The sequence below is a fragment of the Sphingopyxis sp. 550A genome, from assembly GCF_053569535.1.
On sequence record NZ_CM131615.1, the window covers coordinates 4,250,772 to 4,275,731 of the forward strand.

At 63.8% G+C, this 24,960-nt stretch carries 23 protein-coding genes; 15 read left to right on the top strand and 8 right to left on the bottom strand.

Annotated elements, in window-relative coordinates; genetic code table 11:
* Window positions 1-16 precede the first annotated feature (16 nt).
* A complete protein-coding gene (locus tag ACVENA_RS20680; protein WP_449326867.1) occupies window positions 17-1,009 on the bottom strand; it encodes an ornithine cyclodeaminase family protein in 993 nt (330 codons plus the stop codon).
* On the bottom strand, window positions 1,006-1,566 hold the full coding sequence (locus ACVENA_RS20685) for a hypothetical protein (RefSeq protein ID WP_449326868.1): 561 nt from the start codon (window positions 1,564-1,566) through the stop codon (window positions 1,006-1,008). Before ACVENA_RS20685 ends, ACVENA_RS20680 begins: the two co-directional genes overlap by 4 nt.
* Window positions 1,567-1,661: 95 nt before the next feature.
* Between ACVENA_RS20685 and ACVENA_RS20690 the strand changes: the two genes are divergently transcribed.
* The gene (locus ACVENA_RS20690) at window positions 1,662-2,585 is read left to right on the top strand and encodes a LysR substrate-binding domain-containing protein (protein WP_449326869.1); all 924 of its coding nucleotides are present in this window, start codon (window positions 1,662-1,664) and stop codon (window positions 2,583-2,585) included.
* A gap of 6 nt (window positions 2,586-2,591) precedes the next feature.
* On the opposite strand, the gene ACVENA_RS20695 is transcribed toward ACVENA_RS20690, so the two are convergent.
* Both ACVENA_RS20695 and ACVENA_RS20700 read right to left on the bottom strand, forming a co-directional pair.
* Complete coding sequence (locus ACVENA_RS20695; protein WP_449326870.1) at window positions 2,592-3,215, bottom strand: superoxide dismutase; 624 nt, start codon at window positions 3,213-3,215, stop codon at window positions 2,592-2,594.
* 88 nt (window positions 3,216-3,303) lie between these two features.
* Window positions 3,304-4,182 (bottom strand): hypothetical protein, encoded by an 879-nt coding sequence (locus ACVENA_RS20700; RefSeq protein WP_449326871.1) that lies wholly within the window; start codon window positions 4,180-4,182, stop codon window positions 3,304-3,306.
* Between the two features lie 242 nt (window positions 4,183-4,424).
* On the opposite strand from ACVENA_RS20700, the gene ACVENA_RS20705 reads away from it, so the two are divergent.
* The 7 genes from ACVENA_RS20705 to ACVENA_RS20735 all read left to right on the top strand — a co-directional run bounded on the left by ACVENA_RS20705 (window position 4,425) and on the right by ACVENA_RS20735 (window position 8,860).
* Entirely contained in the window at window positions 4,425-4,595 is a 171-nt protein-coding gene (locus ACVENA_RS20705; RefSeq protein ID WP_449326872.1) for a hypothetical protein, read from the top strand.
* A 77-nt stretch (window positions 4,596-4,672) separates the two neighbouring features.
* Window positions 4,673-5,071, top strand: a complete 399-nt coding sequence (locus ACVENA_RS20710; RefSeq protein WP_449326873.1) for a nuclear transport factor 2 family protein — start codon at window positions 4,673-4,675, stop codon at window positions 5,069-5,071.
* On the top strand, window positions 5,068-5,829 hold the full coding sequence (locus tag ACVENA_RS20715) for an SDR family NAD(P)-dependent oxidoreductase (RefSeq protein WP_449326874.1): 762 nt from the start codon (window positions 5,068-5,070) through the stop codon (window positions 5,827-5,829). Before ACVENA_RS20710 ends, ACVENA_RS20715 begins: the two co-directional genes overlap by 4 nt.
* A gap of 41 nt (window positions 5,830-5,870) precedes the next feature.
* Window positions 5,871-6,569: an EthD domain-containing protein gene (locus ACVENA_RS20720; protein ID WP_449326875.1), complete on the top strand. Its 699-nt coding sequence runs from the start codon at window positions 5,871-5,873 to the stop codon at window positions 6,567-6,569.
* Between the two features lie 213 nt (window positions 6,570-6,782).
* Window positions 6,783-7,328 carry an SDR family NAD(P)-dependent oxidoreductase gene (locus tag ACVENA_RS20725; protein WP_449326876.1) on the top strand — a complete coding sequence of 182 codons (546 nt, stop codon included), beginning with the start codon at window positions 6,783-6,785 and terminating at the stop codon, window positions 7,326-7,328.
* A gap of 204 nt (window positions 7,329-7,532) precedes the next feature.
* A complete protein-coding gene (locus tag ACVENA_RS20730; RefSeq protein ID WP_449326877.1) occupies window positions 7,533-8,117 on the top strand; it encodes a TetR/AcrR family transcriptional regulator in 585 nt (194 codons plus the stop codon).
* A gap of 152 nt (window positions 8,118-8,269) precedes the next feature.
* On the top strand, window positions 8,270-8,860 hold the full coding sequence (locus tag ACVENA_RS20735; RefSeq protein WP_449326878.1) for an isochorismatase family protein: 591 nt from the start codon (window positions 8,270-8,272) through the stop codon (window positions 8,858-8,860).
* Window positions 8,861-8,916: 56 nt separating this feature from the next.
* Here the strand turns inward: ACVENA_RS20735 and ACVENA_RS20740 are convergent, their stop codons facing one another.
* Together ACVENA_RS20740 and ACVENA_RS20745 are read right to left on the bottom strand one after the other, a co-directional pair.
* The gene (locus ACVENA_RS20740; RefSeq protein ID WP_449326879.1) at window positions 8,917-9,636 is read right to left on the bottom strand and encodes a glutathione S-transferase family protein; all 720 of its coding nucleotides are present in this window, start codon (window positions 9,634-9,636) and stop codon (window positions 8,917-8,919) included.
* A gap of 345 nt (window positions 9,637-9,981) precedes the next feature.
* The gene (locus ACVENA_RS20745; protein WP_257546640.1) at window positions 9,982-11,319 is read right to left on the bottom strand and encodes a tyrosine-type recombinase/integrase; all 1,338 of its coding nucleotides are present in this window, start codon (window positions 11,317-11,319) and stop codon (window positions 9,982-9,984) included.
* Window positions 11,320-11,734: 415 nt separating this feature from the next.
* Here ACVENA_RS20745 and ACVENA_RS20750 point away from each other — a divergent pair, with 415 nt between their 5' ends.
* Window positions 11,735-12,025, top strand: coding sequence for an SDR family oxidoreductase (locus ACVENA_RS20750; protein ID WP_449326880.1), 291 nt, complete (start codon window positions 11,735-11,737; stop codon window positions 12,023-12,025).
* A gap of 16 nt (window positions 12,026-12,041) precedes the next feature.
* Here the strand turns inward: ACVENA_RS20750 and ACVENA_RS20755 are convergent, their stop codons facing one another.
* Window positions 12,042-12,701 carry a CerR family C-terminal domain-containing protein gene (locus ACVENA_RS20755; protein WP_449326881.1) on the bottom strand — a complete coding sequence of 220 codons (660 nt, stop codon included), beginning with the start codon at window positions 12,699-12,701 and terminating at the stop codon, window positions 12,042-12,044.
* Between the two features lie 262 nt (window positions 12,702-12,963).
* On the opposite strand from ACVENA_RS20755, the gene ACVENA_RS20760 reads away from it, so the two are divergent.
* Window positions 12,964-14,991, top strand: coding sequence for a TonB-dependent receptor domain-containing protein (locus ACVENA_RS20760; protein ID WP_449326882.1), 2,028 nt, complete (start codon window positions 12,964-12,966; stop codon window positions 14,989-14,991).
* Window positions 14,992-14,993: 2 nt separating this feature from the next.
* Here ACVENA_RS20760 and ACVENA_RS20765 read toward each other — a convergent pair whose 3' ends face one another.
* A complete protein-coding gene (locus ACVENA_RS20765) occupies window positions 14,994-16,223 on the bottom strand; it encodes a histidine-type phosphatase (RefSeq protein WP_449326883.1) in 1,230 nt (409 codons plus the stop codon).
* Between the two features lie 152 nt (window positions 16,224-16,375).
* On the opposite strand from ACVENA_RS20765, the gene ACVENA_RS20770 reads away from it, so the two are divergent.
* The 5 genes from ACVENA_RS20770 (at window position 16,376) to ACVENA_RS20790 (ending at window position 24,896) form a co-directional block, all read left to right on the top strand.
* On the top strand, window positions 16,376-16,690 hold the full coding sequence (locus ACVENA_RS20770; RefSeq protein ID WP_257546629.1) for a PepSY domain-containing protein: 315 nt from the start codon (window positions 16,376-16,378) through the stop codon (window positions 16,688-16,690).
* Complete coding sequence (locus ACVENA_RS20775; RefSeq protein ID WP_257546626.1) at window positions 16,690-17,355, top strand: response regulator transcription factor; 666 nt, start codon at window positions 16,690-16,692, stop codon at window positions 17,353-17,355. The genes ACVENA_RS20770 and ACVENA_RS20775 overlap by 1 nt, the downstream gene beginning before the upstream one ends.
* Window positions 17,352-18,689 (top strand): ATP-binding protein, encoded by a 1,338-nt coding sequence (locus tag ACVENA_RS20780; RefSeq protein ID WP_449326884.1) that lies wholly within the window; start codon window positions 17,352-17,354, stop codon window positions 18,687-18,689. Before ACVENA_RS20775 ends, ACVENA_RS20780 begins: the two co-directional genes overlap by 4 nt.
* Window positions 18,690-18,858: 169 nt before the next feature.
* Window positions 18,859-21,411 (top strand): TonB-dependent receptor, encoded by a 2,553-nt coding sequence (locus ACVENA_RS20785; RefSeq protein ID WP_449326885.1) that lies wholly within the window; start codon window positions 18,859-18,861, stop codon window positions 21,409-21,411.
* A gap of 344 nt (window positions 21,412-21,755) precedes the next feature.
* Complete coding sequence (locus ACVENA_RS20790) at window positions 21,756-24,896, top strand: autotransporter outer membrane beta-barrel domain-containing protein (RefSeq protein ID WP_449326886.1); 3,141 nt, start codon at window positions 21,756-21,758, stop codon at window positions 24,894-24,896.
* Window positions 24,897-24,960 lie beyond the last annotated feature (64 nt).

Below are 24,960 nucleotides of genomic sequence, written 5' to 3' on the forward strand. Positions count from 1 at the left end.
GTCAGGCTTCCTTCGTTTACTGATTGGTGAGACGGGGAGAAAGTCGGGTGGGACTTGGGATCGTCCGGCCGACGCCGGCAATCTGCGCAAGCTTCAGAATGCAGAAGCCGAGCGACAGATCGGAAATGCCCATCCCCATCGCCTTGAATACCGTCAGATCGGCATCGGCCGCGCGAACACCATCTTCGGCGACAAGCGCGCTCAGCGGGAGAACCCGCTTCCAGGCATCTTCGTCTGTATCGAACGCCTCGATGAACTCGCGCGAAAGCTTGCGCGTCTGCGGCACGCTGTCGGCGGCAATGACGTGCGCACGTTCGAGAAGGGCGGGCTCGAATTCGGCGCGCTCGGGCGTGATCGCGCCGACCGCATTGAGATGGACACCGCTCGGCAGCATCGATGGCTTGAGAAAGGGCGCCGTGGCGCGGGTCGCCAGCGTCACCACCTCGGCGCCGTCGAGCGCTTCTTCGAGGGTCGCAGCGGCGATTGTTTCGATGCCGAGCGCGGCCTCGGTTTTCGCAGCGAGCTGTTCGCGCTTGGCGGCTGTCGGGCTCCAGACGGCGATGCGGTCGAGCGGCCGCACGGCGGCGACGGCAGCGATCTGCGTGATGCTCTGTTTGCCCGCTCCGATCATCGCCATGCGCCGCGCGTCGCTTTTCGCCAGGAGCGATGTCGCGACGCCGCTGATGCCGCCGGTGCGCATCTGGCCGAGCGCAAAGGCTTCGATGATTGCGACCACCGAGCCGTCATTGCTGTCGATCATGACCAAGAGCGGCATCGCGCCCCCGGGGGTGTGCGCCCAGGTTTTGGTCCCGGCTACGCCCTTGCCCTCGAATACGGCGCCGATCGCATGCATCGTTGCATGGTCGCCCCAGATGACATGAGTCTTGACCATATTCTCGGCGCGGCCGGCCGCTTCCTCGCGAAGGCCTTCGCGCAGTGCCTCGATCGCTTCGGGTAGGGATAGGAGCGAGACGACGTCCTGCTCCGTAATCCAGAGTATGTCGCTCATAGGTCGCTTTCTTCGGAAAAGATGGAAGGGACGGGCGGCGCGAGTTCGAGCGCGTTCACGATCAGTGCGTGCGTGATGTAGCGACCGACGAGAAAGAGGATGGCGATCGCCTGCTCAGGTCCGATCAGATCGATGAGGGCGTCGAGTTCGGCGGCAACACCCTTGGCCTTTTTTTCGATTGCAAACATGACGAAGCGCTGCACGGCGCGTTCCTCGGCCGAGAGCTCGTTACCGCCAGCGGGATCGAGACGCTCGACGGCGGCAACCCAGTCGGGCCCGAAGCCAAGCCGCACCGATAGGCGCTCATGCTGGTGACGTTCGTAATCATTGCCCATTAGCGAAGCGATCGTGAGCGCGCCGACCTCGGTCAGTCGGTCAGGAAGCGCTTTCTTGAGTGCCTCGGTCATCTCCATGAAGGGGACGAGCACAGTCGGCTGATGGCCGGCGCAGCGGAAGAATTCACCAAGATAGCCGAGGCGCTTCACGCGCGCATCGAGCACCGCCTGCGCTTCGGGCGCGAGGTCCTCGAAGCCGAGCCTGGTGATCCGGTCCGACATGATCATCTCCTGCTGCTGATGCAGGACTCATGACGCCGCGCATGTCGAGAGGGAAATATATTGTTTGGGGACTGGTGATACCCTAGAGGTATAGCGTGGACTTAAGACAGCTTCGCTATTTCTCGGTTCTCGCCGAAGAGCTGAACTTTACGCGTGCGGCGGCGCGGTGCAACGTGTCGCAGCCCCCGCTCAGCCGTGCGATCCGTCAACTCGAAGTGGAACTGGGTGTCGAACTCTTCGTGCGCGATACGCACAATGTGCGCCTAACGGCCGCAGGTGCCAGTCTTGCAAAGGACGCGTCGCGCATCGCGGCATTGCTTCTGGAAGCCCGGGAGCGGACGCAGAAGGTTGCGCACGGTCTTCGCGGCACGCTCACGCTTGGATTTGGCGGGTCGACCGTCTATTCCTTCTGGCCGGCGCTGATCCGGGGCTTCAAGGCGGTGGCTCCCGACGTGGAGCTATCGTTTCGCGCAATGTCGGTTCTCGAACAGATCGAGGCGCTTCGCGAATCCCGGATCGACATCGGTCTCATTCGGCTGCCGGTGCTCGATGAACTGGTGGAGACCGGACCAGTCTATCAGGAACCTCTGTCCGTCGCGCTTCCGGCAGAGCATCATTTGCTCGCCGCGTCGGGGCCGGTGCCGATCCGTCGCCTCGCGGGGTCGCCGTTCGTAACCTACGAAGCCCGGCGGGGCTTCAATTTCCAGGCCGATCTGCACGCGCTTTGCCGCTTTGCGCGCTTCGAGCCCCAGATCGTCCACCAGGCGCCCTCGACCGAGGCTGTCGTCGGGATCGTCGCTTGCGGTGAGGGCGTGGCGATCGTGCCCGCCTCTGCCGAGCGGCTCCGCATGCGCGGCGTCGCGTTCCGTCCGCTCGATACCAAAGGACTTCCGGCGCAGCTTGCGTCGGTGTCCTTCGGTATCGGCTGGCGGCGCGATTTTGTCTCCGCGGTCACACAAGAGTTCATCGCCTTCGTGCGCTCACTGCCCCCAACCGACGCAGTGAGTTCTCCGCCGTGAACGTCCTCAGGCGGGTTGGTCGGCACGGCTTGCACCCTGGCCGTCGAGATTGGTGGCCACGAAGTCCCAGTTGATCGCCTTTTCGAAGATGGCGTCGAGATAGGAGGGACGGGCATTGCGATAGTCGATATAATAGGCATGCTCCCAGACATCGACGATGAGCAGCGGCACCGCGCCGTGCGCGATTGGCGTATCCGCGTCATGATAGGAGGTTACGACGAGCTTGCCGTTCTCGAGATTGAGGGCGGCCCAGCCGCTACCGAAGTGGCCGGCCGCTTCGGCCTTGAGCGCAGCGACCAACGCCTCGGTCGAGCCGAAATCGCGCTCGATGAGGGTCAGCAACTCGCCGCTGGGCGGAACTGATTCCGGCGAAAGGCTGAGCCAGTAGAAACTGTGGTTCCAGATCTGCCCCACCTGGTTGAACAGAGGTCCCCGGCCTTCTGCTTTCGCAAGTCCGATAAGCTCTATGAGCGACTTGCCCTGCAACGCCGGGTCGGCGGCCACGAGCTCGTTGGCCTTGGTCACATAGGCATTGTGGTGCTTTCCGTGATGGAAAGCGAAGGTTTCCGCCGAGATTGTCGAGCCGAAGGCGTCGGGCGAATAAGGGAGCGTTGGGAGAGTGAAAGGCATGAATGATCTCCAGTCGTTTGCCAGGGATCGACAAACACGTATCGGGCGCGGCCGGCGCCCGCGCATGTTGCGCCGGAAGCGCATTGTCCTACTTCTTCAGGAGCCCGTAGAAGCTCGTCTCGATATGCTTTGCGTGGGCGAGGGCTTCTGCAGTCAGGCGCATCGTAGGACGCACCTCGACGAGCCAGGCTTGATAGCCTTCGGGAACGTTTTCCTCGGGACCGTGGTGGGTTACGGCCTTGGGGACCCAGGTCAATGTGCCGGGTTCAGATATGCCGCCCCAGGCACCCGGGCCCTCGCAATAAAGGATGAGCTCGTCATAATCGGCGTTGTGATGCACCGGCGGGCGCGAACCCGGGCGGGCGCTCAGCGTGTAGCACATGACGCCAGTATCGGCCGTCGACAGAAACTGTCCCGGAGGTCCCCCCGGTCCCGTCGTATAGGCCAGCGGGTGAATGTCCTTGAGATTGAGCGCCCAGGCGGGGGAATGGCCTTCGACCTGCTTCACGGCCGGAAGCGGGTCATGCGCCATCTCGAAGCGGGTGACACCATCGTAGCTCTTGATCCACAGGCGATGGGGCTTCTCGCCGGGACCGCCCGCAGTGATCGCCGCGCGGCGCAGGCTCTTGCCGAAGTGAATCATTCCGAACGGTGCGGGCACATCGAAGTTGAGCGGTAGCGGGCTCGACAGGATGAGCGCGGCCAGGTCGCCGTCGAGCGGCTCGACCCGGTAGGAGATGGCGCGCGGGAGGAACACGAAGTCGAGCGGCCCTGCCTCGATATCGCCGAAGTCGGTGCGAACGCGCACGCGGCCCGACTGGATAAAGTGCAGTTCATCGGCTTCCGAGTTGCGGAAGGTATAGGGCGTCGGAGCGCGGCGACGCGAGACGGCGAGCTCGACGCCTTCGCGCGACGTCATGACCGGTGTCGGCATCGCTTCCGGATCGGTCATGTCGGCGGCCGGCATGTCGAACAAGTTAAGGCGATGGGGTGCGTGCGGTCCCTCGACCGAGAGATATTCGGGAAGATAATTCTCGCGGAGCGCTACCGCGTTTGCCCCGAGAAAACCGTCTCGCGACCACAAATAGGGTCCTGGACCACCATGACCAGCCATAATCAGTCTCCTCAATTTACTTTTATATAGTTCTAAATCGAATCGGCCTTTGCGTCAAGACTCGGGGGCAAACCGACAGGGTTATGGCACCATGCATGCAGCGCAATCACCACCTCGAATCGGGCGGCCCAGAACAAATTTTATTTTGCGCCCTCCATTATGACGCGGCGATGGAGCGATGGAAATTCCTCAAATTCGGCGCGTTACCTGGGATGTCGAAGCGGCTGGCGTCGATCACGATTGACAGCAAAAAAACTACTATATAAATGTTTATGCAACGACAAGCAGTGCTATCGGTCACGCAGGTCCCGTGCCTGCAAGGTCGCAAGCGAGGGAGAGTGACATGGCCGACGATCTGATCCGGAACTTTTTTGCCGCTGCCGATTCGCTCGATGAGGAGCGTTTCCTCGCCGGACTCCCCGAGGACATTGTCTGGCGCTTCGGCAACTTCCCCGTCGCGAACGGCCGCGAGGCAATCCGCGAGCAGTATCGGATTGTCACCGGAATTCTCGACGCGATGCATCACGATATCATTGGTATCTGGATAGCCGGTGACTGCGTGACCGCCGAGACCCGCGTCCATTACACGGACAAGCACGGGCGCAATTTCGAATTCCCGGGATGCGACATCTTCTTCCTCGAGCAGGGCAGTATCAAGGAGGTGCGGATCTTCGTCGACAATCACACGCTCTTCATTCCGCCTACCGAGGCCGAGGCTGCTCAGGCCGGGGAGGCTGCATGATGGGCCGTCTAGAAGGAAAAATATGCGTCATCACCGGGACTGGTGGCAGCATGGGGCGCGCCTCGGCGCTCGCCTTCGCCCGCGAAGGCGCTAAAATTGTCGGCTGCGACGTCTTTGCCGATCGCGCGGAGGAAGCCGTAGTCGCCGTTCGCGAGGCGGGGGGCGAGATGGTCTCGCTACATCCCTGCGATCTTACCAAGATGGAGGATTGCGAAGCGCTCGTCGCGTTGGCGCTCTCCACCTATGGCCGGATCGACGTCCTCTTCAACAACGCGGCGATGGCCTATTTCGGCTGGATCGACGAGATGACCGTCGAAGATTGGCACAAGACGATCGATCAGGAAGTCAATCTCGTCTACTATCTGACTCGGGCGGCTTGGCCGTCGCTCATCGAAGCGCGCGGGACGATCGTCAACACGGCATCGATCTCGTCCCACCAGGCTTATCGTCCGCTGCCAGGGCTTGCGCATACCGCGGCCAAGGGCGCGATCCTGTCGATGACGCGGCAGCTCGCGATGGAGGGTGCGCCCCACGGCATTCGCGCAAACACCATATCGCCCGGCCTGATCGCAACATATCAGACCAAGACCATATTGGGCGACAATGAGTTCGCCTCAATGATGACCGACCAGATCATGCTGAAGCGCCCAGGCCAGCCCGAGGAAATTGCCTCGGCCGCACTGTTCCTCGCGTCCGAGGAAAGCAGCTTCGTCACGGGCACCGACCTGCGCGTCGATGGGGGCACGACGGCCTGGTGAGACCGGAGCCGACCGGGCAGAAGTTCCAGCCGGAGGGTTTCATGTTCAAGTTCATCATCGCGTTCGAGCGCAGTCCCGGCCTCAGCCGGAAGGAGACGCACGCCTATCTTTCCGGGACCCACGGGCCGCTGGTGAAGAGCGTGCCCGAATTCTGCCGCCACGTTCGGGGTTATGTGCAGAATTTTGTCTTCGACGCCGGCATCCCTTCGACCGAATTCGCGATCGACGGCGCGGCCGAACTCTGGTTCGACAGTCCAGAGAGCTTCATCACCGCTTATGCCGAGCCGCGCTATCTCGAACTGGTGCGCCCCGACGAGCCGCGCTTTGCCAACCCCGATCGCATGGTGGCGGCCTTTACGACCGAGGCGACTGTCCTTGACCGGGGCGCGCCAGGGCCAGTGAAGCTGATGCGGTTTCTCGCCGCCGGTGCGACGATCGATGAAGCAGACTTCATCGGGCAGTGGCAGGCGCATTATGGCGATGCGGTCCGTTCGAACGGCGACCTCTCGGCGCTGCCGGTCAAATATGTCCAGAACTGGTCGACGCCGCGTGCGAGCAATCCGTTTCCGCTCGCGCGGAACTTCGTCGGCGTCGACGAGCTATGGTTCGACACGGTTGAGGATCTGCACGCCTTTGTCTCGCTCGAGCGACGGCTGATTCACGCGCTGACGATTGCCGGCGTAATCGACCAATCCGCGAGCGTGACCTTCATGGCCGGCGAAAAGCGGGTTCTCCCCTGAGTCGCCGCGACATCACCTGACCGAATCCGTCCGGCGGGAGCGGACGCAAGGCGCACACAAGGACATGCTCCGCGCCGGACCTCACGAAATATAATATTTTCTGTGTCTTAGGTGTCAGAGATATTTTTTCGGAACATACTGGACCGATTGGTCCGGTAATCCTATATAAAGGTATCTCGACCGAACGGTCCGTAATAGTTGAGGAGGCATTTCATGGCTATCGATCAATCAAAGATACTCGTCCTCGGCGGCGCAGGTGACGTTGGCGAGGGTATTGTCCGCTCGCTGCTCAAGCGCGGCGCACATGTCATCGCCCAAGGGCGTTCGGCATCCAAGCTCGATCGTCTTCGCGACTATGTGGCGGACGTCGAAAACGGTCAGCTCTCGACCGTCGCAGGGGCGCTTTCCGATCCCGATGAAGCCGATGCGCTGCGCGATCGCATCTGGGCGATCACCAACGAGGTTGACGGGGCCGTCGCCGCGATCGGCGGCTGGGCTCAGGGCTATCCGATCAACGGCGTGCCCTTTGACGACTGGACACGCATCGTTGCGGACAACCTCACCAGCCACTTCCTGGCGATCAAAAAGTTCGTCCCGATGTTGAGGCCCAAGGGCGGCACCTATGTCCATATCAACGGACTTAGCGCCGAAGGGCCCTACCGAGGTGCTGGTCCGGTCGGCCGCGATGGCGGCGGCGCAGAAGTCGCTGGCGTTGACCCTCGCGGAAGAAATCCACCCGGTGGGTCTGCGTGCTCATGAGGTCATTCTTCCGCCGATCAACACAAGGGCGCGCGTGCTGCAGGGCCACGCCTCGCCGGACTGGCCCTCGGCCGAGAGGGTTGGCGATATCGTCGCGGACCTGTTCGAACAACCCGATGCGCCGGTTCTGCTGCGCGTACCCTACGGAAAATCCTGACTCGGCAACGCGGCGATAACTTCCGCTTCGCCGCCACGGAGAGCGATATGGCAAGACAGAGAAACTTCGATCGGAACGAGGCGCTCCTCGCGGCGATGCGGGCCTTTTGGCGCCATGGCTATGAGGCGACCTCGCTCGCGGACCTCCTTGGGGCTACCGGCCTCAGCAAGAGCAGCCTCTATGATACATTCGGCAACAAGCGCGATCTGTTCCTCGAGTCCTTTGAAGCCTATCGAGTCGAACGCATGCGAATGCTCCGGGGCTATCTTGCAAGCGGCGAGACCGCCTTCGCGTCGATCGAAGCTTTTTTCCTGCTTGTGCTTCAGCATGCCCGCGATGAAGAGCGGCCCTTCGGCTGCATGAGTTGCAACGAGGCGGTCGAGCTCGGTCCGCACGATGCCGAAATCCAGCAGCTCATCGCCCGCGACTTCGCCGGAATGCGGGAGGCCTTCGCCGACGCGATCGACAGGGGCAGGGACGACGGCTCGATCGCCAGCGTCCAGCCGACCCAGGTCCTGGCCGACTATCTGACGGTCAACCACCAGGGACTCCAGATCATGGCACGTTCGCGCGTGGACATTGGCTGGCTCGAAAACTCGGTGTCGGTGATGCTCGCTTCGCTGAAAACGTAGAAAATAGCCGATAGGCGGCTCCGCCGCGAAAAATCTGGACCGATCGGTCCAATATTAATCGGTCATGTCGACCAACTGATCCCCGCAACCAGCCCGGCTGCGCGGAGCGGTTCCATGCGGCCTCGCCGCACCTTGCCGGCCGAAAGGAAAGCATGATGAAAATGTTCACCTCCAAGGACTCGGTCCTGCTCCTGATCGATCATCAGGTCGGCACGATGAAGCTGATCCAGAATATTCCGTTCGAGGTCGTCAAGCGCAACACGCTCGCGCTTGCGAAAGCCGCGAAGGCGCTTGGCGTGCCGATCGTCCTGACGACCGGAACCGAGACCAAGTTCCAGGGCCCGCTGCTCCCCGAATTCGAAGAGCTCTTCCCCGAGGAATATGCCCAGCGCATCCAGCGCGGCGGCATCGTCAATACCTGGAACGATCCCGAATTCCGCGAAGCGGTCGAGAAAACCCAGCGCCGCAACTTGATCATGGCCGGTGCAACCACCGACGTGTGCGTCATGCCACCCGCAATCAGCGCGCGCCAGGATGGCTATCAGGTGCAGGTGGTCCTCGACGCATCGGGCTCGCCGCACGAATATTCGGAGGAAGCGGCACGTCTTCGTCTCATCCAAGAGGGAGTTGTACTGACCGCGACCAACACGATGATCGCCGAACTGGCGCAGGACTGGAGTCGGCCCGAAGGCACCGACGTGCTGAAGATCATGAAGGAAGAAGTTCTGCCGCAGGTTTTCTGACACCTGGGCAGTTCGGCGCTCGCCCCCTCTCGCCCGGGGGCGGGCGCCGACAGTCGTCAGGCATCGTTGCGTAATGGCGCCGACTTACCGTGCGCGAACAGCTTCGACCATTGTTCATCGCTGAGTTCCATACGGGGACGGGTATAATGGTCGGGCATGCGGAGTTCGTCCTTCGCCGCGACCGCCGCGATCGCGGGGCGCGCTCCGATGCGCTGTGACCATGCAGCGACAGCAGGGTGCTCGCTGGGTTCGATGCCGAGCATGCCCATGCCCTGCACCCAAGGCCAGGATGCAATATCAGCGACGCTGTACTCCTCTCCAGCGAGATACGGGCGCTCCGAAAGTCGATACTCGAGGACCCCCATGATGCGGCGACACTCGCCGACATAGCGCGCGATCGCATAGTCCTGCCCTTCGGGTGCGTAGCGAACGAAATGATGCGCCTGACCTGTCATAGGGCCGAGCGCGGCCATCTGCCAGATGAGCCACTGCGTTGCGACGCTGCGCTCTTTGGGATCGGTGGGGAGAAACCGGCCGAATTTATCGGCGAGGTAGAGAAGGATCGCGCCGCTCTCGAATATGGGGAACGAGGCCTCGCCCTCCCTATCAACGAGGACTGGCACTTTCTGGTTCGCGTTGAGCGCTCGAAACTCCGGCTTCAGATGATCGCCGCCGAAAATATCATACGGGATGATGTCATAGGCCACATCAAGCTCTTCGAGCATGATGGCGATCTTGAGGCCGTTCGGCGTGGGCGTATAATGTAACTCAAGCAATGATCGTCTCCCTCGATTGTCTGCACGAGCGGGGCGCACGGACTATGTCGACTATAATTTGCATTTATATAGAAGTAAATTGAAGCGTGCTCCACGCCGCGCAGCGGTCCGCTTGAGAAGAGGCAAGGGCAGCCGGTCAGAGTCGATCGATGCGCATTTCAAAATGGCGGAAGACTGCGATTCCTGCAATCAGTGGTAAACAACGAAACAGCCAAAAACGCAGACCGCTTGTCTCCATATTGTCTCCAGCTGAGGGCGAAGAATCGGAAAGCGTGGCGGGTGTTGGTTCCGGCGCTACTGCTGGCAGAATTGGCATCCGGACCCGCTTCCTCGAGCGCGCATGCGCTAGGCCGCAATTTTCTTGGGTGCCTGCTGACGCGACAGGAATTCATCCAATGCCGTCTTTCGCGATTTGCGATCGAGCGCATAGGCGCGTTGCTTGAAAACGGTGCCTTCGAGCAGCGCAGAGATATATCCTGCAAGCGTGTCGGCCGCCACAATCAGAGTAGCATCCAGAACATGGATGTATTTGCTCGTGACCGAGCCCTTCGCATGACCCAGCAGGGCGGCTATCGTGACTTCGGTAAAGCCGAGATCATTCCCGATGCTCGCGAAGCTGTGGCGCAGGATGTGCGGCGTAATCCCTTCGAGTGGTGAACCGATAAAAATCTCGTTCCATTGATTGGGAAGTCCGCCGAACGCCGTGTCTTCGCCGCGCGGACCCTGAAAGACATAGGTGCCATTGTCCTCACTCTCCCGCGACTCCAGAAATTCGACAACGGGGAGGCCGATCGGGCGAACCGACCGGCCTTCCTTGCTATCTGAGAGGCGCAGGCAGCTTCCGTCGATATCGACGTCGCACCATTTCAGATTGATGATCTCCCCGCGGCGGCAACCCGTCATCGCGATCTGGCGGATGATGTCGACCGTCTCGCCGTACCGCTCATTCTCGGAAGCGGCTTTGAGCATTCGGCCGAGGATTCGATACTCGCCGTCGGTTAGACGCCGCGTGCGGACGTTGTCCTTCGGTCGTTTGATGCCATGGGCGGGATTGCTGTCGATGACTCCCAGATCGACGGCGTAGGTCAGTATCCCACCAATCAAGCCGAGCGTGCGTGCCGCCGTACCGGGGCCGCCTCGCACATTAGCGCGACCGCGGAGCTTGTTCGTCTTGATGAACGCCCTTGTCTTTCCTGCCATGATATCGCGCATGACCTTAGTGAGGATCGCCTTGGTAAGGTCCTTAACCCGCCGAGATCCAAGCAAGGGAATGACGTGTCGTTCGATACGCCCGAGATCGATATCGACGGTGGATTGCTTCTTGGGGCGACCACCTTTGCCAAGGATGAGGCCGTTCCTGAGATCGTCCATGTAGAGCTCGCAGAGCTCCTTCATCGACATGGCCTTATTGAGTTCGGCCCTCTCTTCCGCTGGATCATCACCTTGAGCCACGCGGCCGAGCTGGGCCTTGGCCTCGCGCCGGGCCGTCTCCGGCGTCCATATTCCATGCAGGCCGATGGTATAACGGCGCGAACGGCCGTCGGCTCGGTACTGGATCAGATAGCTTCGCTTTCCGGTCGGGAAAATCCGAAGCCCGAAGCCAGGAAGTTCATCGTCCCAGAGGACATAGTCTTTCGATTCTGCTATGGCGGTTTCGACAACGCGCTTGGTCAGTTTGGCCACAGGCCATCTCCATGTTGACCCTCATTTCGCGTAAGCACCACGTAAGCACGCGGGAGAAAATCGGGGCGTAATCAAGGTTACGTCAGCGAAAACGGCCAAAGCAAGAAAATGACAGCAGGGTAGTGACTTAGGTAAGAAAAACTTGCTACAGTGTTCTCTGGCGTAACGAAGTAAGTACCCCCTCCGAAGGCAGAGGCCAGGGGTTCGAATCCCTTCGGGTGCGCCATTTCTTCCTTTTGCTCTTTCGAGCCGACTTGGCGGCCGCCGCGAAGGCAGGGGTCTTGATGCGCGACCATCGCGCGCGGCTTTTGCGTGGATGGCGCAGAAAGCATGCCGGCCGCTCCCATTTTTGCTGATGTCTCGGCTCGGAGGATCGCGTTACTCTTTCTCGCAAAATGCGGATGAGGAGGATGCGATGGATCTGGGTCTGGCCGGCAAGAAGGTGATCATCAACGGCGGGGCGCACGGGCTCGGGCTCGCGTCGCTCAGGATTTTCGCGGCCGAGGGTGCCGATGTCGCTTTCCTTTCGCGCGATGCCGGGAAGGTGGAGGCAGCGGTCGCGGGAATGGTGCCGAGGAAGCGGATGGCGCAGCTGGACGAAGTGAGCGCGCTCGTCGCTTTTCTGGCCTCGGACGAGGCCGCTTTCATATCGGGCAGCGACTATGTCATCGACGGCGCGATCACCGCCGGCATGATGGGCGTATAGACCGGCGGACAGGCGGTCAGCGTCCGGACAGCGCGTCAATCTGTTCGTCGAGCGCGGCGATGACTTGCACGACATGGTCGCCGTCGCCCGCAGTGCGCGCGATGATGCGCTGGCCCGATCGGAAACCGGTGAGACTGGCGATCATCATCACCGCGCGCACCTTGCTGTCGGGGCTGGAGAGGCGTCCCGCCGCCGCCTGTTCGAGCAGCGCGGCGGCGAGCTCGATCCCCGGGCGCCAAAGCTCCGAATAGAGAATCTCGAAGGCGGGGCCGGGGCTCGCCATTTCGCGTTGGACAAACAGCGCGCGATCCTCGGCGCCTTCTTCGGACAGGAGGAAATGGGCGAGCGCCGCGAACAGGCGCTTGAGCCAGATCGCCGCCTCGATGCTGGCAAGCGGCTCCGACAGAGCGGCATCCGCGACCATGGCGACCGATCCCACGCCCTGCCGGAAGGAGGCCACGATGTCGTGGGCGCAGGCCAGATATAATCCTTCCTTGTTCCCGAAATAATAAGTGAGGCCCGGCAGATTGGTGTCCGCGGCGTCGGCGATCTGCCGGGTCGTCACCGCGGCGAACCCCTTGCGGCCGAACGCCGCGAGGGCGGCGCCCAATATCCGCTTCCGTGTCTCCTCGCCCTTGCGATAGCCGCCGTCGGCGGACCGCTGGGGTCCGGACATAGAGGGTTTTCGTGGATGAGAAGACGACATGGCGAACCTGCTTAATTTATATCAATTGATATATGGCGCGTGGGCTCGCGTGTGTCGATGATCGCCGAAAGCGCCCGGGATTTTGCCCAGAAGGCGGGCGCCTGACCCCATCCCCCTCGATCCTGCGAAGCTGACAGAAGGCTGACAGCGATCGCGGCGCAATTGTCAGCCCGCCTGTCCGATAGCGCTGCGGAGAGCGGGACGGCACCCCGCTCGCCGAAGGGGGTCGCGCGTGACATATGGCGTTCGCATCGCATTGCTGCTGTCGCTCAGCGCGTCGGCCTCACTGCCCGCGGCCGCGCAGGATGACGTCGGCGCACGAATCCCGACTTATGACAAGCATTTCTTCGACCGGACGCAGCCGTCCAACGCCTATGAAATGGTGGCGCTGCTTCCGGGCTTTACGCTCGTCGAAGGCGACGGCGACGTGCGCGGCTATTCGGGCGCGGCGGGCAATGTCCTGATCGACGGCCAGCGCCCGGCGGGAAAGACCGATACGCTGAGCGCGATTCTGAAACGCATTCCGGCGGCGCGCGTCGAGCGGATCGAGCTGATCCGCGCCGGATCGGCCAGCTATGACATGCAGGGCTATGCGCTGCTCGCCAATATCGTCCTGGCAAAGGCCGGCACGATCAGCGGCCGGGTAGAGGCCGAGCAGGCCCTCTATCGCCACGGGCGCCGGGCCCCGCGCGTTTCGGCGCAGGCGACGTTCGACGGACACGAGCGGGTGATCGACCTGTTCGGCACCGTCTATCGCGAGATCGACGACGAGCATGGCTTTGGGGTCCGCGACCGCTTCGAGCGCGACGGTACGCCCCTGCGCCTGGTCGATTACGCGCAGCCCGAGGGCGCCGACATCGCGCAGGCGACGCTCGCCTATCGTCAGCCGCTGCTTGGCGGGACGCTGCACCTCAATGGGCTGGTCCAGGACAAAAGGAAGTTCGCCGACATCGCCTATGCCATCACCTTCCCCGCGCCCGCCGCGATCACCGGCAGCGAGCGCGAGCATGCGCGCACCTGGGAAGGGGGGCTGCGCTACGAACGCGCGCTCGGCGCGGCGAACGATCTTGAACTGGTCGGAAGCTACCGGTCGGTGGCGACCGTCGGCATCGATCGCGAGACGGCGGCGTCGGACAGCAGCGTCTCCGACGAACGCGCGCGCGCCAGCGAAGCGATCCTGCGCGCGGCGCTCCGCCACCATCGCAGCGATTGGACGCTTGAGGTCGGCGCCGAGGGCGCGATCAATGTCCTCGACAGCCGCAATGCGCTGATCGAGGATGGCGAACCCGTCCTGCTGCCCCAGGCCGATGTCCGCGTCGCCGAGCATCGCGCCGAATTCTTCGCGACCGCAAGCCGGCCGCTGGGCGCGCGGACCACCGCGGAATTCGGCCTGCGCTATGAAATGTCGCGCCTGTCGCAGACGGGCGACATCGACCTCGTCAAATCGCTGGCATTCTGGAAGCCGCGCGCACGGCTCATCTGGACGCCGACGCCGAACCAGACGCTGCGGCTGCTGGCCGAACGCGAGGTCGGCCAGCTCGATTTCGGCGATTTCGTCGGCGCCGCTTCGCTGACCAGCGGAACGATCAGCGCCGGCAATGCCGATCTGGAGCCCGACAGCCTCTGGCGCATCGAGGCGACGTACGAGCGTCGTTTCGGCGCCGGGTCTTTCACGATCGCCGCGCGCCGCGAATGGATATCCGACCTGGTCGACCAGCTCCCGGTCGTCGTCGATGGAACCGTCTACGACGCGGTCGGCAATATCGGCGCGGCGCGGCGCGACAGCGTCGAGGCGTCGCTCAAATGGCCGCTGGACGGGATCGGTGCCAAGGGTGTCGTCGTCACGGCCGACCTTGCCGCGCGGCGCGGCCGGGCGACCGATCCCTCGACCGGCGCGCGGCGCCATATTTCGGGCGATCTTCCCGTCGAGGCAAAGATTGCGCTGACCCACGACATTCCGGCGTGGAAGCTGCGCTGGGGCGGCAGCTATGCCTTCGCGCGCACCGAGACGGCGTTCAAGGTCGAGGAGATCGAGGCCGACCGTCTGGCCGGGCGGCTCGACCTGTTCGTAGAATATCGCCCCGACACGCGCTGGACCTTGCGCCTGTTCGGCAAGAATCTGACCGACAGTCCGGCGACGCGGACGCGCGACATCTATGCCGGCGTCCGCGGCGACAGCGCGCTGCGCTATCGCGAATTGCGGGTGCTGCGCAGCGGACGCTATGTCGGGCTGACCGTCCAGCGAAGCTTCGGCGGGTGAACCTACCCGCGCGGCGCGGCGAGCCGGGCGAAATCATTCCAGCTGCACGCAGTCGCCTCGACCGAATGGCCGCACCCCGGAATGGGAAGATAGCGGCGGTACAGCGCGTCCCCCGATCCCAGCGGCTCGAGGTTGCGGAGCTGGTCCATCGTCTGTGCGCGATAGAAGGCGCGGACATAGCGGTCGCCCTTCGCATTGCTGACCAGTTCGAATCCCAACGCGCTGCCGGGAGGAACCTCGTCGGCGGGATAACTCGGCACCTGCCAGTGCAGGTCGAAGAAGCCGCCGAGGTCGGCGACGTTCGTGTCGTGCCCGGCGAGCAAGGTCAGCCGCGCCGGGCTGTTGCTGTCGAGCGCCGTGACGATTTCGCGCACGATCGGCGCGGCCGCGGCGGCGGCGATATAGGCCGGACGGTTCGAATAGCGGAATTTGAGTGGATGAAAGCGCAGCAACTGCTCGATCTCGGCGCGGCTCACGCGGCCCCAGCCGACCTCGGCCATCGGCTTGCCTTCCAGATATTCCAGCACCAGCGTCTGGCTGGCGGTCGATGCGATGTCGAGCGGGCCTTCGAGATCGGGGCGATCGTGCGGCTGCGCGACCAGCCGGCTCGGCTCGGCGATCAGCGGGCAGGCGGGTAGCGCGCAATTCAGCACTTTCGCGAGCAAGGTCAGTTCGCCGCGATAACGCTCGGTCTCGGCCGCCAACCCGCCCTCGGACGCCTGGGCCAGCGATGCATCGAACGCCCGCTTGCCGTCGAACGAGGCGGGGCCGCCGTCGAGCCCATGAAAGATCGCGTCATCGTCCGGACCGGCGGGATGCGCGACATCCGTCGCGCAGCCAGGCATGAACCCCGCGGCCCAGCTCTGCGCGGTGGCGATCGTGCGCTCCTTGTAGCTTGCCTTGAGGACGATCGTGCCCGCCGCCGGGCATCCCTCGGGAAACAGGCTGCGACCGCCGAAATAGAGGCGATCGCTTTCGCCGAGAAGCTTGACCCCCGCCGCGCCGTGCGGCGTCAGCAGGCCGAAATCGACCGGCCAGTCGGGCCATGTTTCGGCCGAATAACCGGGCGGCACCACTGCCGCCTTGGTTGGCGGGCGAACGCCGTGGCGCATCAGCATCACGACCTTTTCGAGCTTTAGCGACCCCGGCGCGGCAGGCGATGCGTCGGCGCCGGGCGCGGACGCGGCGCATCCCGCCAGCAGCGCGGCGGACAAAAGCAGGCTATGCTTCACGGACTCTCTCCCTTGTGGAATAAATTTATCGATCATGTATAAATCAGAAAAAATATTTCATCAATGCCCGGCATCGAGAAAATGGGATCCCCGGACAATATGTCCGATGATGCTATCAGCTTGATGTCAGCCTGAGTGTGGCAAGGAAGGCCATGAGGAAAATCTATCTGCTTGCGGCCGCGATGGTCGCTCTCGCCACCCCCGCCCTGACGCTTGCGAGCGACAAGGACGATGAAGCCGATCAGCGCGCCGCCAGCGCGGCGCTGGCGCGCGGGGAGATCCTGCCGATCGTGCGCGTGCTCGCGATCGCGACCGAACGCGTCCCCGGCGACGTGCTCAAGGTCAAGCTGGAGCGCGAATCGTTCGGGTTCAAATATGAGGTGAAAATCCTGACCCGAAGCGGCAGGGTGCGCGAGGTCGAGGTCGATGCCCGCACCGGCCGGATACTCAAGATCGAGGATGATTGATGCGCGCCCTGGTGGTCGAAGACGATCCCGTCGTCGCTTCCGAACTGGTTCGCGGATTGGCTGCCGCCGGGTTCGTCGTCGATCTGGCTGGCGATGGCCAGCAGGCCTGGTTCAACGGCGATGTCGAGGATTATGACGTCGCGATCGTCGATCTCGGCCTGCCGCGACTCGACGGTCTTTCGGTCATCAAGCGCTGGCGCGACGCGGGGCGCGGCTTTCCCGTCCTCATCCTGTCGGCGCGCGGCGACTGGACCGACAAGGTCGCCGGGATCGAGGCCGGCGCCGACGACTATATGGCAAAGCCATGGGCGATGGAGGAACTGGTCGCGCGCGTTCGCGGGCTCCTCCGCCGCGCGGCGGGGCGGTCCAGCCCGACGCTCGAGGCGGGGCCGCTCCGGATCGACACGCACCGGATGACCGCGACCCTCGATGGCGCCTTCGTCAAGCTCTCGCCGCTCGAATATCGGTTGCTCGACTATCTGGCCCATCACGCCGGCCGCGCGGTGCCCGCGACCGAGCTTTCCGATCATCTCTATGGCGATGCCGACGCCGAAAACGCCAATGCGATCGAGGCGCTGGTCGCGCGGCTGCGGCGCAAGCTCGGCGCCGACACGATCCAGACGCGGCGCGGCTTCGGCTATATTCTGCCGGCGACCGCTGCGTGACAGGCGGCTCGCTCCGGCTTCGGTTGCTCGCGGGGGCCGGGGTCGCGATCGCGCTGGCGCTGCTTGTTGCCTGGTTCGCGATGACGTGGCTGTTCGACGGCCATGTCGAGCGGCGCGTCGAGGACGAACTGCTCGTTCAGGTGCGGCCGCTTCTTGCCGATCTGCAATTGGCGCGCGGGGTGCCGGTCGCGGGGGCCGAGCCCGCCGATCCGCGCTTCGCGGTTCCCGCCGGCGGACTCTATTGGCAGGCGTCGACCGGAGCCGGCGCGATCCGCTCGGTTTCGCTCTGGGACAGCCATTTGCCGCCCGCGGCGGCGGCCCCCGGCGACCGCTGGCGGATTCGCCGCGCCGCCGGCCCCTTCGGCCAGCATCTGCTGCTGATGGAACGCGCGATTCGCCTGCAACCGCAGGAGCCGCCGGTGATCGTCCAACTCGGCTACGACCTTGCCAAGCTGGCGCCGGCGCAGCGCGAGTTCGGGCGCGAGATGGGGCTGTTTCTCGTGCTGCTGTGGGCGGTGCTCGCGCTCGCGGCCTGGGCACAGGTGGGGCTCGGCCTCCGTCCGTTGCGCCGCGTCGGGCAGGAGGTCGAGCGGCTGCGCCGCGACGCGTCGGCGCGCCTTGGCGGCACCTATCCCCGCGAACTCGCGCCGCTCATCGAATCGATCGACGCGCTGGCCGACGCGCGCGAAGCCGATCTGGTGCGCGCACGGCGTCGCGCCGCCGATCTGGCGCACGGCCTCAAGACTCCGCTCGCCGCGCTCGCCGCGCAGAGCGCGCGCGTGCGCGAAGACGGTGCGGCGGCGATGGCCGACGGGCTCGACTCGTCGATCGCCGCGATGCGCGCGGCGATCGACGGTGAATTGGCGCGAACGCGGATCAGCCTTGTTCCCGAGGGGCGCAGCACGGTGGCGCTGCCGCTGATCGAACGGCTCGTCGCGGTGATCGAACAGACCGGGGCGGGCGAGCGCGTCGCTTTCTCGCTGGCATGCGATGAAAGCGTGACGCTGCCGCTCGCCAGCGACGATGCCGCCGAACTGCTCGGGCCGCTGCTCGAAAATGCCGCGCGCCATGCCCGCCGCCTCGTCCATGTCGCGGTGGAGACGGTGGGCGACCGGCGGATGCTGGTCGTCGGCGACGATGGACCCGGGCTCGACAGCGCTCAGCGCGACGAGGCGATCCTGCGCGGCGCGCGGCTCGATTCGGGGGGCGAGGGCCATGGGCTCGGCCTTGCCATCGCGCGCGAACTTGCCGAGGCGTCGCGCGGCGACCTCGTCCTTGCACGCTCGCCGCTCGGGGGGCTTGAAGTCCGCGTCGGCTGGACGCTATCCGCCTGAACTTTCTGTCAGCCCGGTGTCAGATCGCGCGCCGTGCGCGTCCCATCGCTGCGTCTCGCCAAGCCATTGTGCAAGATATATTCTATTTTACTTGCAATATGGAATAATTGTGCCATTATGATGCCCGAACGAGCACGGCAGGGAGCCGTGCCGGGGAGGAGAGGCAATAATGACACGGCGGTTCGGACGGGCGCTTTTGCTCACGACATGTCTGGCGATCCCGATGACGGGCGCCTGGGCGCAGGAAGCGTCGACGGAGGGGGCATCTGCGGCCGATCAGGGCGATGCGATCATCGTCAGCGGCCGCCGCGCCGCCGACCGCGCGGCGCTCGAGACGAAGCGCAACACCGATACCCAGGTCGACGAGGTTCGCGCCGACGACGTCGGCCGTCTGCCCGACCAGAATGTCGCCGAAACATTGCGCCGTCTGCCGGGGCTCAGCGTCTCGAACGACATGGGCGAGGGCCGCTATCTGACCGTCCGCGGCGTGTCGCCCGACCTGCTCAACGTGACGCTGAACGGTCAGACCGCCGCCGCTCCCGAACCCGATTCGCGCCAGGTAAAGCTCGACGATATCCCCTCGGCGCTGATCGGCGCGGTGACGGTGTCGAAGACGCTGACCCCCGACATGGACGCCAACGCGATCGCGGGCGCCGCCAATATCGAGACCGTGTCGGCCTTCGACCGGCCGGGCACGTTCGGCAGCTTGCGCGCCGCCTATGGCAAATATGACCTCAACGGCAAGCATCCCTATGAATTCGATGCGTCGATCGGGTCGCGCTTCGGCCCCGACCGCCAGTTCGGTTTCGTCTTCGCGCTCAACTATTCGAACCGCGAGTTCGAGGCGCAGAACATCCAGTCGGGCGGCAAGTGGGAAGAGGTGAACGGCGAATTCGTGCCGCTGCGCCAGACGCTCCGCGACTATCACACCCGCCGTCAGCGCTATGGCGCGGTCGCCAATTTCGACTGGCGCCCGACCGACGACGTGAAGGTCTTCGCGCGCTTCCTCTATTCCAAATATAAGGACAAGGAATCGCGTCCGGGCTTCCAGGTCGACCTCGACGACGAGGAGATCACGAATCAGACCGCGACCAGCGGCGATTTCTCCGCCGCCAAGGCGAAGCGCGCGCTGCGCTCGCGCGAGGAGGATTCGGACACCTTCACCTCGTCGTTTGGCGGCGAGTTCGATCTCGGCCCGAGCTGGCTGCGCGTCGAGGGCAGCTATACCCAGGCCAACAAGCGCGACCCGCATCGCGACGAGATCATCTTCGGGGCCAAGAATATCACGGGATCTTACGACCTGTCGGGAACGATTCCGCTCTACCAATCGGACGCGACGGCGTTCGATCCGACCAAGTATAAATTCGACGAAACCAGCTACGAGCATCGCCGCGCGCGCGAGGATCTCTATCAGGCGCGCGCCGATTTCCGCACTCCGGTCGGCATCGGCGACGACAGTACGATCCAGGTCGGCGCCAAATATACGAGTCGGCGCAAGACCAATGATGCCGAATCGGTGATCTATGGCGGCTATGACGACGATTTCACGCTCGATCAGGTTCAGGACGGATCGATCGACAGCATCTTCAAGGGCCGCTACCCCTTCGGTGCGACGATCAGCCGCCCGAGCGCCGACAGCTTCTTCCAGTCGAACCTCGCCGGTTTCGAGCTCGACGAGGAAGGCACCGTCGGCGACAGCCTCGCCGCCGACTATCTGATCCGCGAGAAGATCTTCGCCGCCTATGCGATGGCGACGCTGAAATTCGGCAGCTTCACTGCGATTCCCGGCGTCCGCATGGAAAAGACGAAGAGCAATTATGCGGCGAAGGACATTCTCGAAACGACGACCGTCGCCGATCTCGACAAGGATTTCGACAGCTTCGGGTCGCAGAGCTACACCGACTTCTTCCCGGGTCTCAACCTGCGCTGGAACGCGACGCCGTCGCTCGTCCTGCGTGCTGCGGTGACGCGGGCGATCGGGCGCGCGAATTATGAACAGCTCGCACCGACGACGGTCGTCAACACCAGCGATAACGAGGTGACGAGGGGCAATCCCGACCTCAAGCCGCTGACCTCGACCAACTATGACCTCGCGGGCGAATATTATATCGGGCGCAAGGGCATCATCAGCATCGCCGGCTTCTACAAGACGATCGAGAATCCGATCTACACGGCCACCGTCGTGCAGAGCGGCACCTTCGCCGGCCAGGCGCTCGTCGATGCGCAGGTGACGATGCCGGTCAACGCCGACAGCGCCTTCGTCAAGGGCATCGAGATCAACGCGCAGACCGAACTCAGCTTCCTGCCCGCGCCGCTCGACGGCTTCAGCATCGGCGGCAGCATCACCTTCGTGAAATCGCGCGCCAAGGGCATCCCGGGCCGCGGCGACGAGCGGCTGCCGCTCGCCAGCCAGTCGAACCGGGTGGCATCGGCCTTCCTCTCTTATGAAAAGGGCGGACTGTCGGCGCGCATCGCCTACACCTACCGCTCGGCCTATCTGCTCGAACCCGGCGGGGATACCGACACCGACCTTTATGTTGGCGCCTTCAACCAGTGGGACGCGCGCATCGGCTACGACATCGTCAAGAATGTGACGATCTTCCTCGAAGGATCGAACCTCAACGACGAGCCCTACCGCGTCTTCCAGGGAATTTCGTCGCGGACCGACGAGGTCGAGCGCTACGGCTATTCGGTCAAGACGGGTCTCCAGTTCAAATTCTGATCCTCTGCAGGGGGCACTGGACCTGGGGCCGGGGAAACCCGGCCCCTTTCTTTTTGGAGGCAATCGTTTCCCAACTTTCGTCTTTCTCGCGAAAGCAGGAACCCAGAGCGTGCGTCGGCTGATCCCACACTGGGTTCCCGCTTCCCCGGGGGACACCTTTGTTATAACTCGCTGGAACTCGCCATTTGAAACTCTTCGGAAGGCAAAGAACGATAGCTTAGCGCCTGATTTTGGCCGTTCGCTGCCTCTCACGACACCCGTCTAAAATGATTTCACCGAAGGTGACCCCTTTTCCGCACCGATGTCGCCTTGGTGTCTGGATAGGCGGAATGGGGGGAACGACGATGGCGCGGATTTCAAGGCTTCGGCTGGGCGTGGCGGCGTGGGCGCTGATGGTGCCGACCGCCGCATGGGCGGAGTGTGCGACGACGACGGCGGGCGACGGCATGGTGACGATCAACTGCGGCAACACCATCACCAATTCCGGCATCAACCGGAACGGCAATAATCCGTCGACTTCGGCAAATTATCAGGCGATCGAGGCCCCGCTCAATCTGACCGTGAACAGCGGCGTGACGATCAACGGGTGGGGATTGTACCTGTATAGCGGCAGCCAGCCCGCCGCCACGACGCTGCGGCCGATCGATGTCGTCAACAACGGCACGATCAGCCATACGGTTGGCTGGGATGATCCTTCCGAAAGCGACGGCCTCAACATCGGTACCAACAGCGGCTCGATCCACTATTCGGGTAACGGCAGCGTCACCACCAACGGCACAGCGAACGCCACGGGAAATTTCGTCGGGTCCACGGCCCTCGTCATCAATGCGTCGGGCCTGGGTAACAGCGTCACCGTCGGATCGCAGACCGCTCCGCTCGGCGGAACGTTCACCGGTGAAGGGGGCTTAAGGCTGGTCGCGGAGAATAGCAGCCTCGATGCATGGTTTGCGGGCGGCACGATCACCGCGACACGGCGGGACAATGGTGTCGGCGCGCTCGACATCCAGGCTTCCGACAGCATCAACCTGACCATGGCCGGCGGAACGGTCGTGAACGGCGGCATTTCCGTGTCCCTGACGGCCGGGCCCGGACATGGCGCGTCGTCGGCGCTCACCATCATCACCGATGCGCGGGTGACCAACAGCTATTCGGCTGGCGCGGGCCTGACCGCCTTCAGTCGCGAAGCCGGCGCCAATGTGACGCTGACCAGCGGCGCAGCGATCAGCGTCGCGAATGTCGGCGTCATCCTCAACGCCATTACCGGCCAGAGCCGCTTCACCACTGCGGCCGGCACGACGATCAATCAGACCGGAACGACCGGAGCCGTCCGGGCCGGCCTCTGGTTCACACCGACGGGCACCGGTTCGCTGGTGGCCGACCTGTCCGGCGCCATCGCCGCCACAGGCACCGGCATCCTGCTGCAGCCGGCCAATGGCAATGCCAGCGTCGCCATCCGTGCGGGCGCCAGGGTCGGAGGCGATCAGACGGGCATTCAGGTCTTTCAAAGCGCGGGGGCAACCGGCGCTGTCGATATCCGGAACTTTGGCACGCTCAGCGGTGCGGTGGCCGTCGCCGGGACGCCCGCCGGAACCGCCTTCACGCTGATCAACAGCGGCACGATGACCGGCCGCGTCGATGTGACGGGTTCGGCGGTCGTCGGATCCTTGTTCACCAACAGCGGGACGTGGAACAGCGGCGGCGGCAATTCGACCTTTGCCGGATCACTGACCAGCAGCGGCACGATGAACGCCCATGACGGCATGATCGACACGCTGACGATCGACGGCAATCTGGTGCTGGCCGCGGGCAGCGTCTATCGCGTTGATGTCGGCAATAATGCCGCCGACCGGATCAATGTGACGGGCACGGCGAGTCTCGCAGGCAGCCTGGCGACCTTTGCCACCGGCGGCACCTTCACCGCCGGAACCTACACGCTGCTCACGGCGGCGGGGGGGCGGTCGGGGACGTTCAGCCCGCTGACGACGACACCCGAAAATGCATCGATCAGCCTGCGGTACGATGCCAACAATGTGTTTCTCGACATAATCGCCGCGAACCCTGGTCAGACCTTCAGTTTTTCATCGCGCGAAAGTCTGGTGTTCAACCCGGCAACGGTGATCACCAACCGCACGGCAGCCTATTCGACCCAGATCATCGGGCGGCTTCTGGGCGGCACGTCGCTCTATGATCAGACTTTTGCTGCTGCCTTTGCCGATCCGTTGGTACAGAGCGGCGTGACGGCGGCGCGCGCGGCGATCACGGCTGCGGGAGGGCCGGGGGTGATTGTCGGCGACCCGGTTCGCATCGCTTCGACGACGACCAGCACGACAATCACGGGTGCCTCGACCTACTCGCTTGCCGGGCCGGGTGTCGTGACGACGACGGGGGTGACGACTTTCGGTCCCGACACCATCCTGACCGGCGCGTTGTCGACGTGCAATATATCGTCGCTGCCGTCCACCACGCGGCCGACTTGCACGACCGGCGGCACATCGGTCGACCTGGTCGACGCAGACGAAAACTTCAACACCATCACCGATACCGTCTATACCATCAACGAAACCCGCACCGACACGATCACCGACACGCTGCGCGAGACCTATGAGCTCAACGGCCAGGTCGTCGGGGTCGGCACTATCCATGCCGAGGTGCAATCGGGGCTGTTCGACCTTGGCGGGCGGCTGCTCGGGCGGCTCGCCGGGCCGATGGCGGCCAATGCGGGCTGGGGCGAGGTCTATGGCTTTCGCGTTCGGCAGGGCGGTCGGCGCGATGCGACCGGCTTTGCCGCCGGGTTCAACCTCGCGCTCGCACCGCAATGGTCGCTGGCGGCCGGTGTCGATCACGGCAATCTCGATATCGACGTTCCCGGCGCGACCGAGACTGGCGATGTGACGCTGACCGAGGGCGGGGCAGCGCTGCGTTTCGACGGCGGCGCCTTCACCGCCGCGTTGTCGGCCAGCTATGGCACGGGCAAGGCCGAAACGCTGCGGACGATCATTGGCAACTCGGCCGCCAACTATGACGTGCGCGTCGCGGGGGTCGCCCTCGATCTTGGCTATGCCTTCAAGGCTGGCGAATGGACGTTGCGTCCGGTGGCGGGGATTGATCTTGTCTCGGTCCGCACCGACGGCTTTACCGAAAGCGACATGCTTGGCCTGCAGGTCGCCAGGCAACACGCCAACCGCACCCGCGCGTCGGTCGGGCTGGAAGTTTCGCGGCACTGGGGCGGGATCGACCTCTCCGCCTCGGCGCGCTATCTCGCGGTCCTCGACGGCCGCGAAAGGAGCACTCCCGTCGCTTTCGCGCTCGCGCCGACCCGCTTGCTTGTTATGACCGCCGCCAGCGAACCTGACACCGCCCTGCTCGGCGCGCGAGCGCGGATTCCGGTGTCAAGCAAAGCCAGCTTCTTCCTCGGCTATGATGGCCGTTTTGGCGGAGGCTATACGTCGCACGCGGGCGCCATCGGCTTCACCCTGTCCTGGTGACGGTCGAACGATGCGGGCGGCGGATCGGCGCAATCAACAGGGTTCGCTTTTCGGGGCGATGAGG

Coding starts and splice junctions, on each gene's coding strand:
- ACVENA_RS20790 (WP_449326886.1), top strand. CDS start 21,756: ATGGCGCGGATTTCAAGGCTTCGGCTGGGCGTGGCGGCGTGGGCGCTG.
- ACVENA_RS20720 (WP_449326875.1), top strand. CDS start 5,871: ATGTTCAAGTTCATCATCGCGTTCGAGCGCAGTCCCGGCCTCAGCCGG.
- ACVENA_RS20750 (WP_449326880.1), top strand. CDS start 11,735: ATGGATCTGGGTCTGGCCGGCAAGAAGGTGATCATCAACGGCGGGGCG.
- ACVENA_RS20735 (WP_449326878.1), top strand. CDS start 8,270: ATGATGAAAATGTTCACCTCCAAGGACTCGGTCCTGCTCCTGATCGAT.
- ACVENA_RS20755 (WP_449326881.1), bottom strand. CDS start 12,701: ATGTCCGGACCCCAGCGGTCCGCCGACGGCGGCTATCGCAAGGGCGAG.
- ACVENA_RS20695 (WP_449326870.1), bottom strand. CDS start 3,215: ATGCCTTTCACTCTCCCAACGCTCCCTTATTCGCCCGACGCCTTCGGC.
- ACVENA_RS20725 (WP_449326876.1), top strand. CDS start 6,783: ATGGCTATCGATCAATCAAAGATACTCGTCCTCGGCGGCGCAGGTGAC.
- ACVENA_RS20785 (WP_449326885.1), top strand. CDS start 18,859: ATGACACGGCGGTTCGGACGGGCGCTTTTGCTCACGACATGTCTGGCG.
- ACVENA_RS20730 (WP_449326877.1), top strand. CDS start 7,533: ATGGCAAGACAGAGAAACTTCGATCGGAACGAGGCGCTCCTCGCGGCG.
- ACVENA_RS20770 (WP_257546629.1), top strand. CDS start 16,376: ATGAGGAAAATCTATCTGCTTGCGGCCGCGATGGTCGCTCTCGCCACC.
- ACVENA_RS20680 (WP_449326867.1), bottom strand. CDS start 1,009: ATGAGCGACATACTCTGGATTACGGAGCAGGACGTCGTCTCGCTCCTA.
- ACVENA_RS20775 (WP_257546626.1), top strand. CDS start 16,690: ATGCGCGCCCTGGTGGTCGAAGACGATCCCGTCGTCGCTTCCGAACTG.
- ACVENA_RS20710 (WP_449326873.1), top strand. CDS start 4,673: ATGGCCGACGATCTGATCCGGAACTTTTTTGCCGCTGCCGATTCGCTC.
- ACVENA_RS20685 (WP_449326868.1), bottom strand. CDS start 1,566: ATGTCGGACCGGATCACCAGGCTCGGCTTCGAGGACCTCGCGCCCGAA.
- ACVENA_RS20715 (WP_449326874.1), top strand. CDS start 5,068: ATGATGGGCCGTCTAGAAGGAAAAATATGCGTCATCACCGGGACTGGT.
- ACVENA_RS20700 (WP_449326871.1), bottom strand. CDS start 4,182: ATGCCGGCCGCCGACATGACCGATCCGGAAGCGATGCCGACACCGGTC.
- ACVENA_RS20705 (WP_449326872.1), top strand. CDS start 4,425: ATGCAGCGCAATCACCACCTCGAATCGGGCGGCCCAGAACAAATTTTA.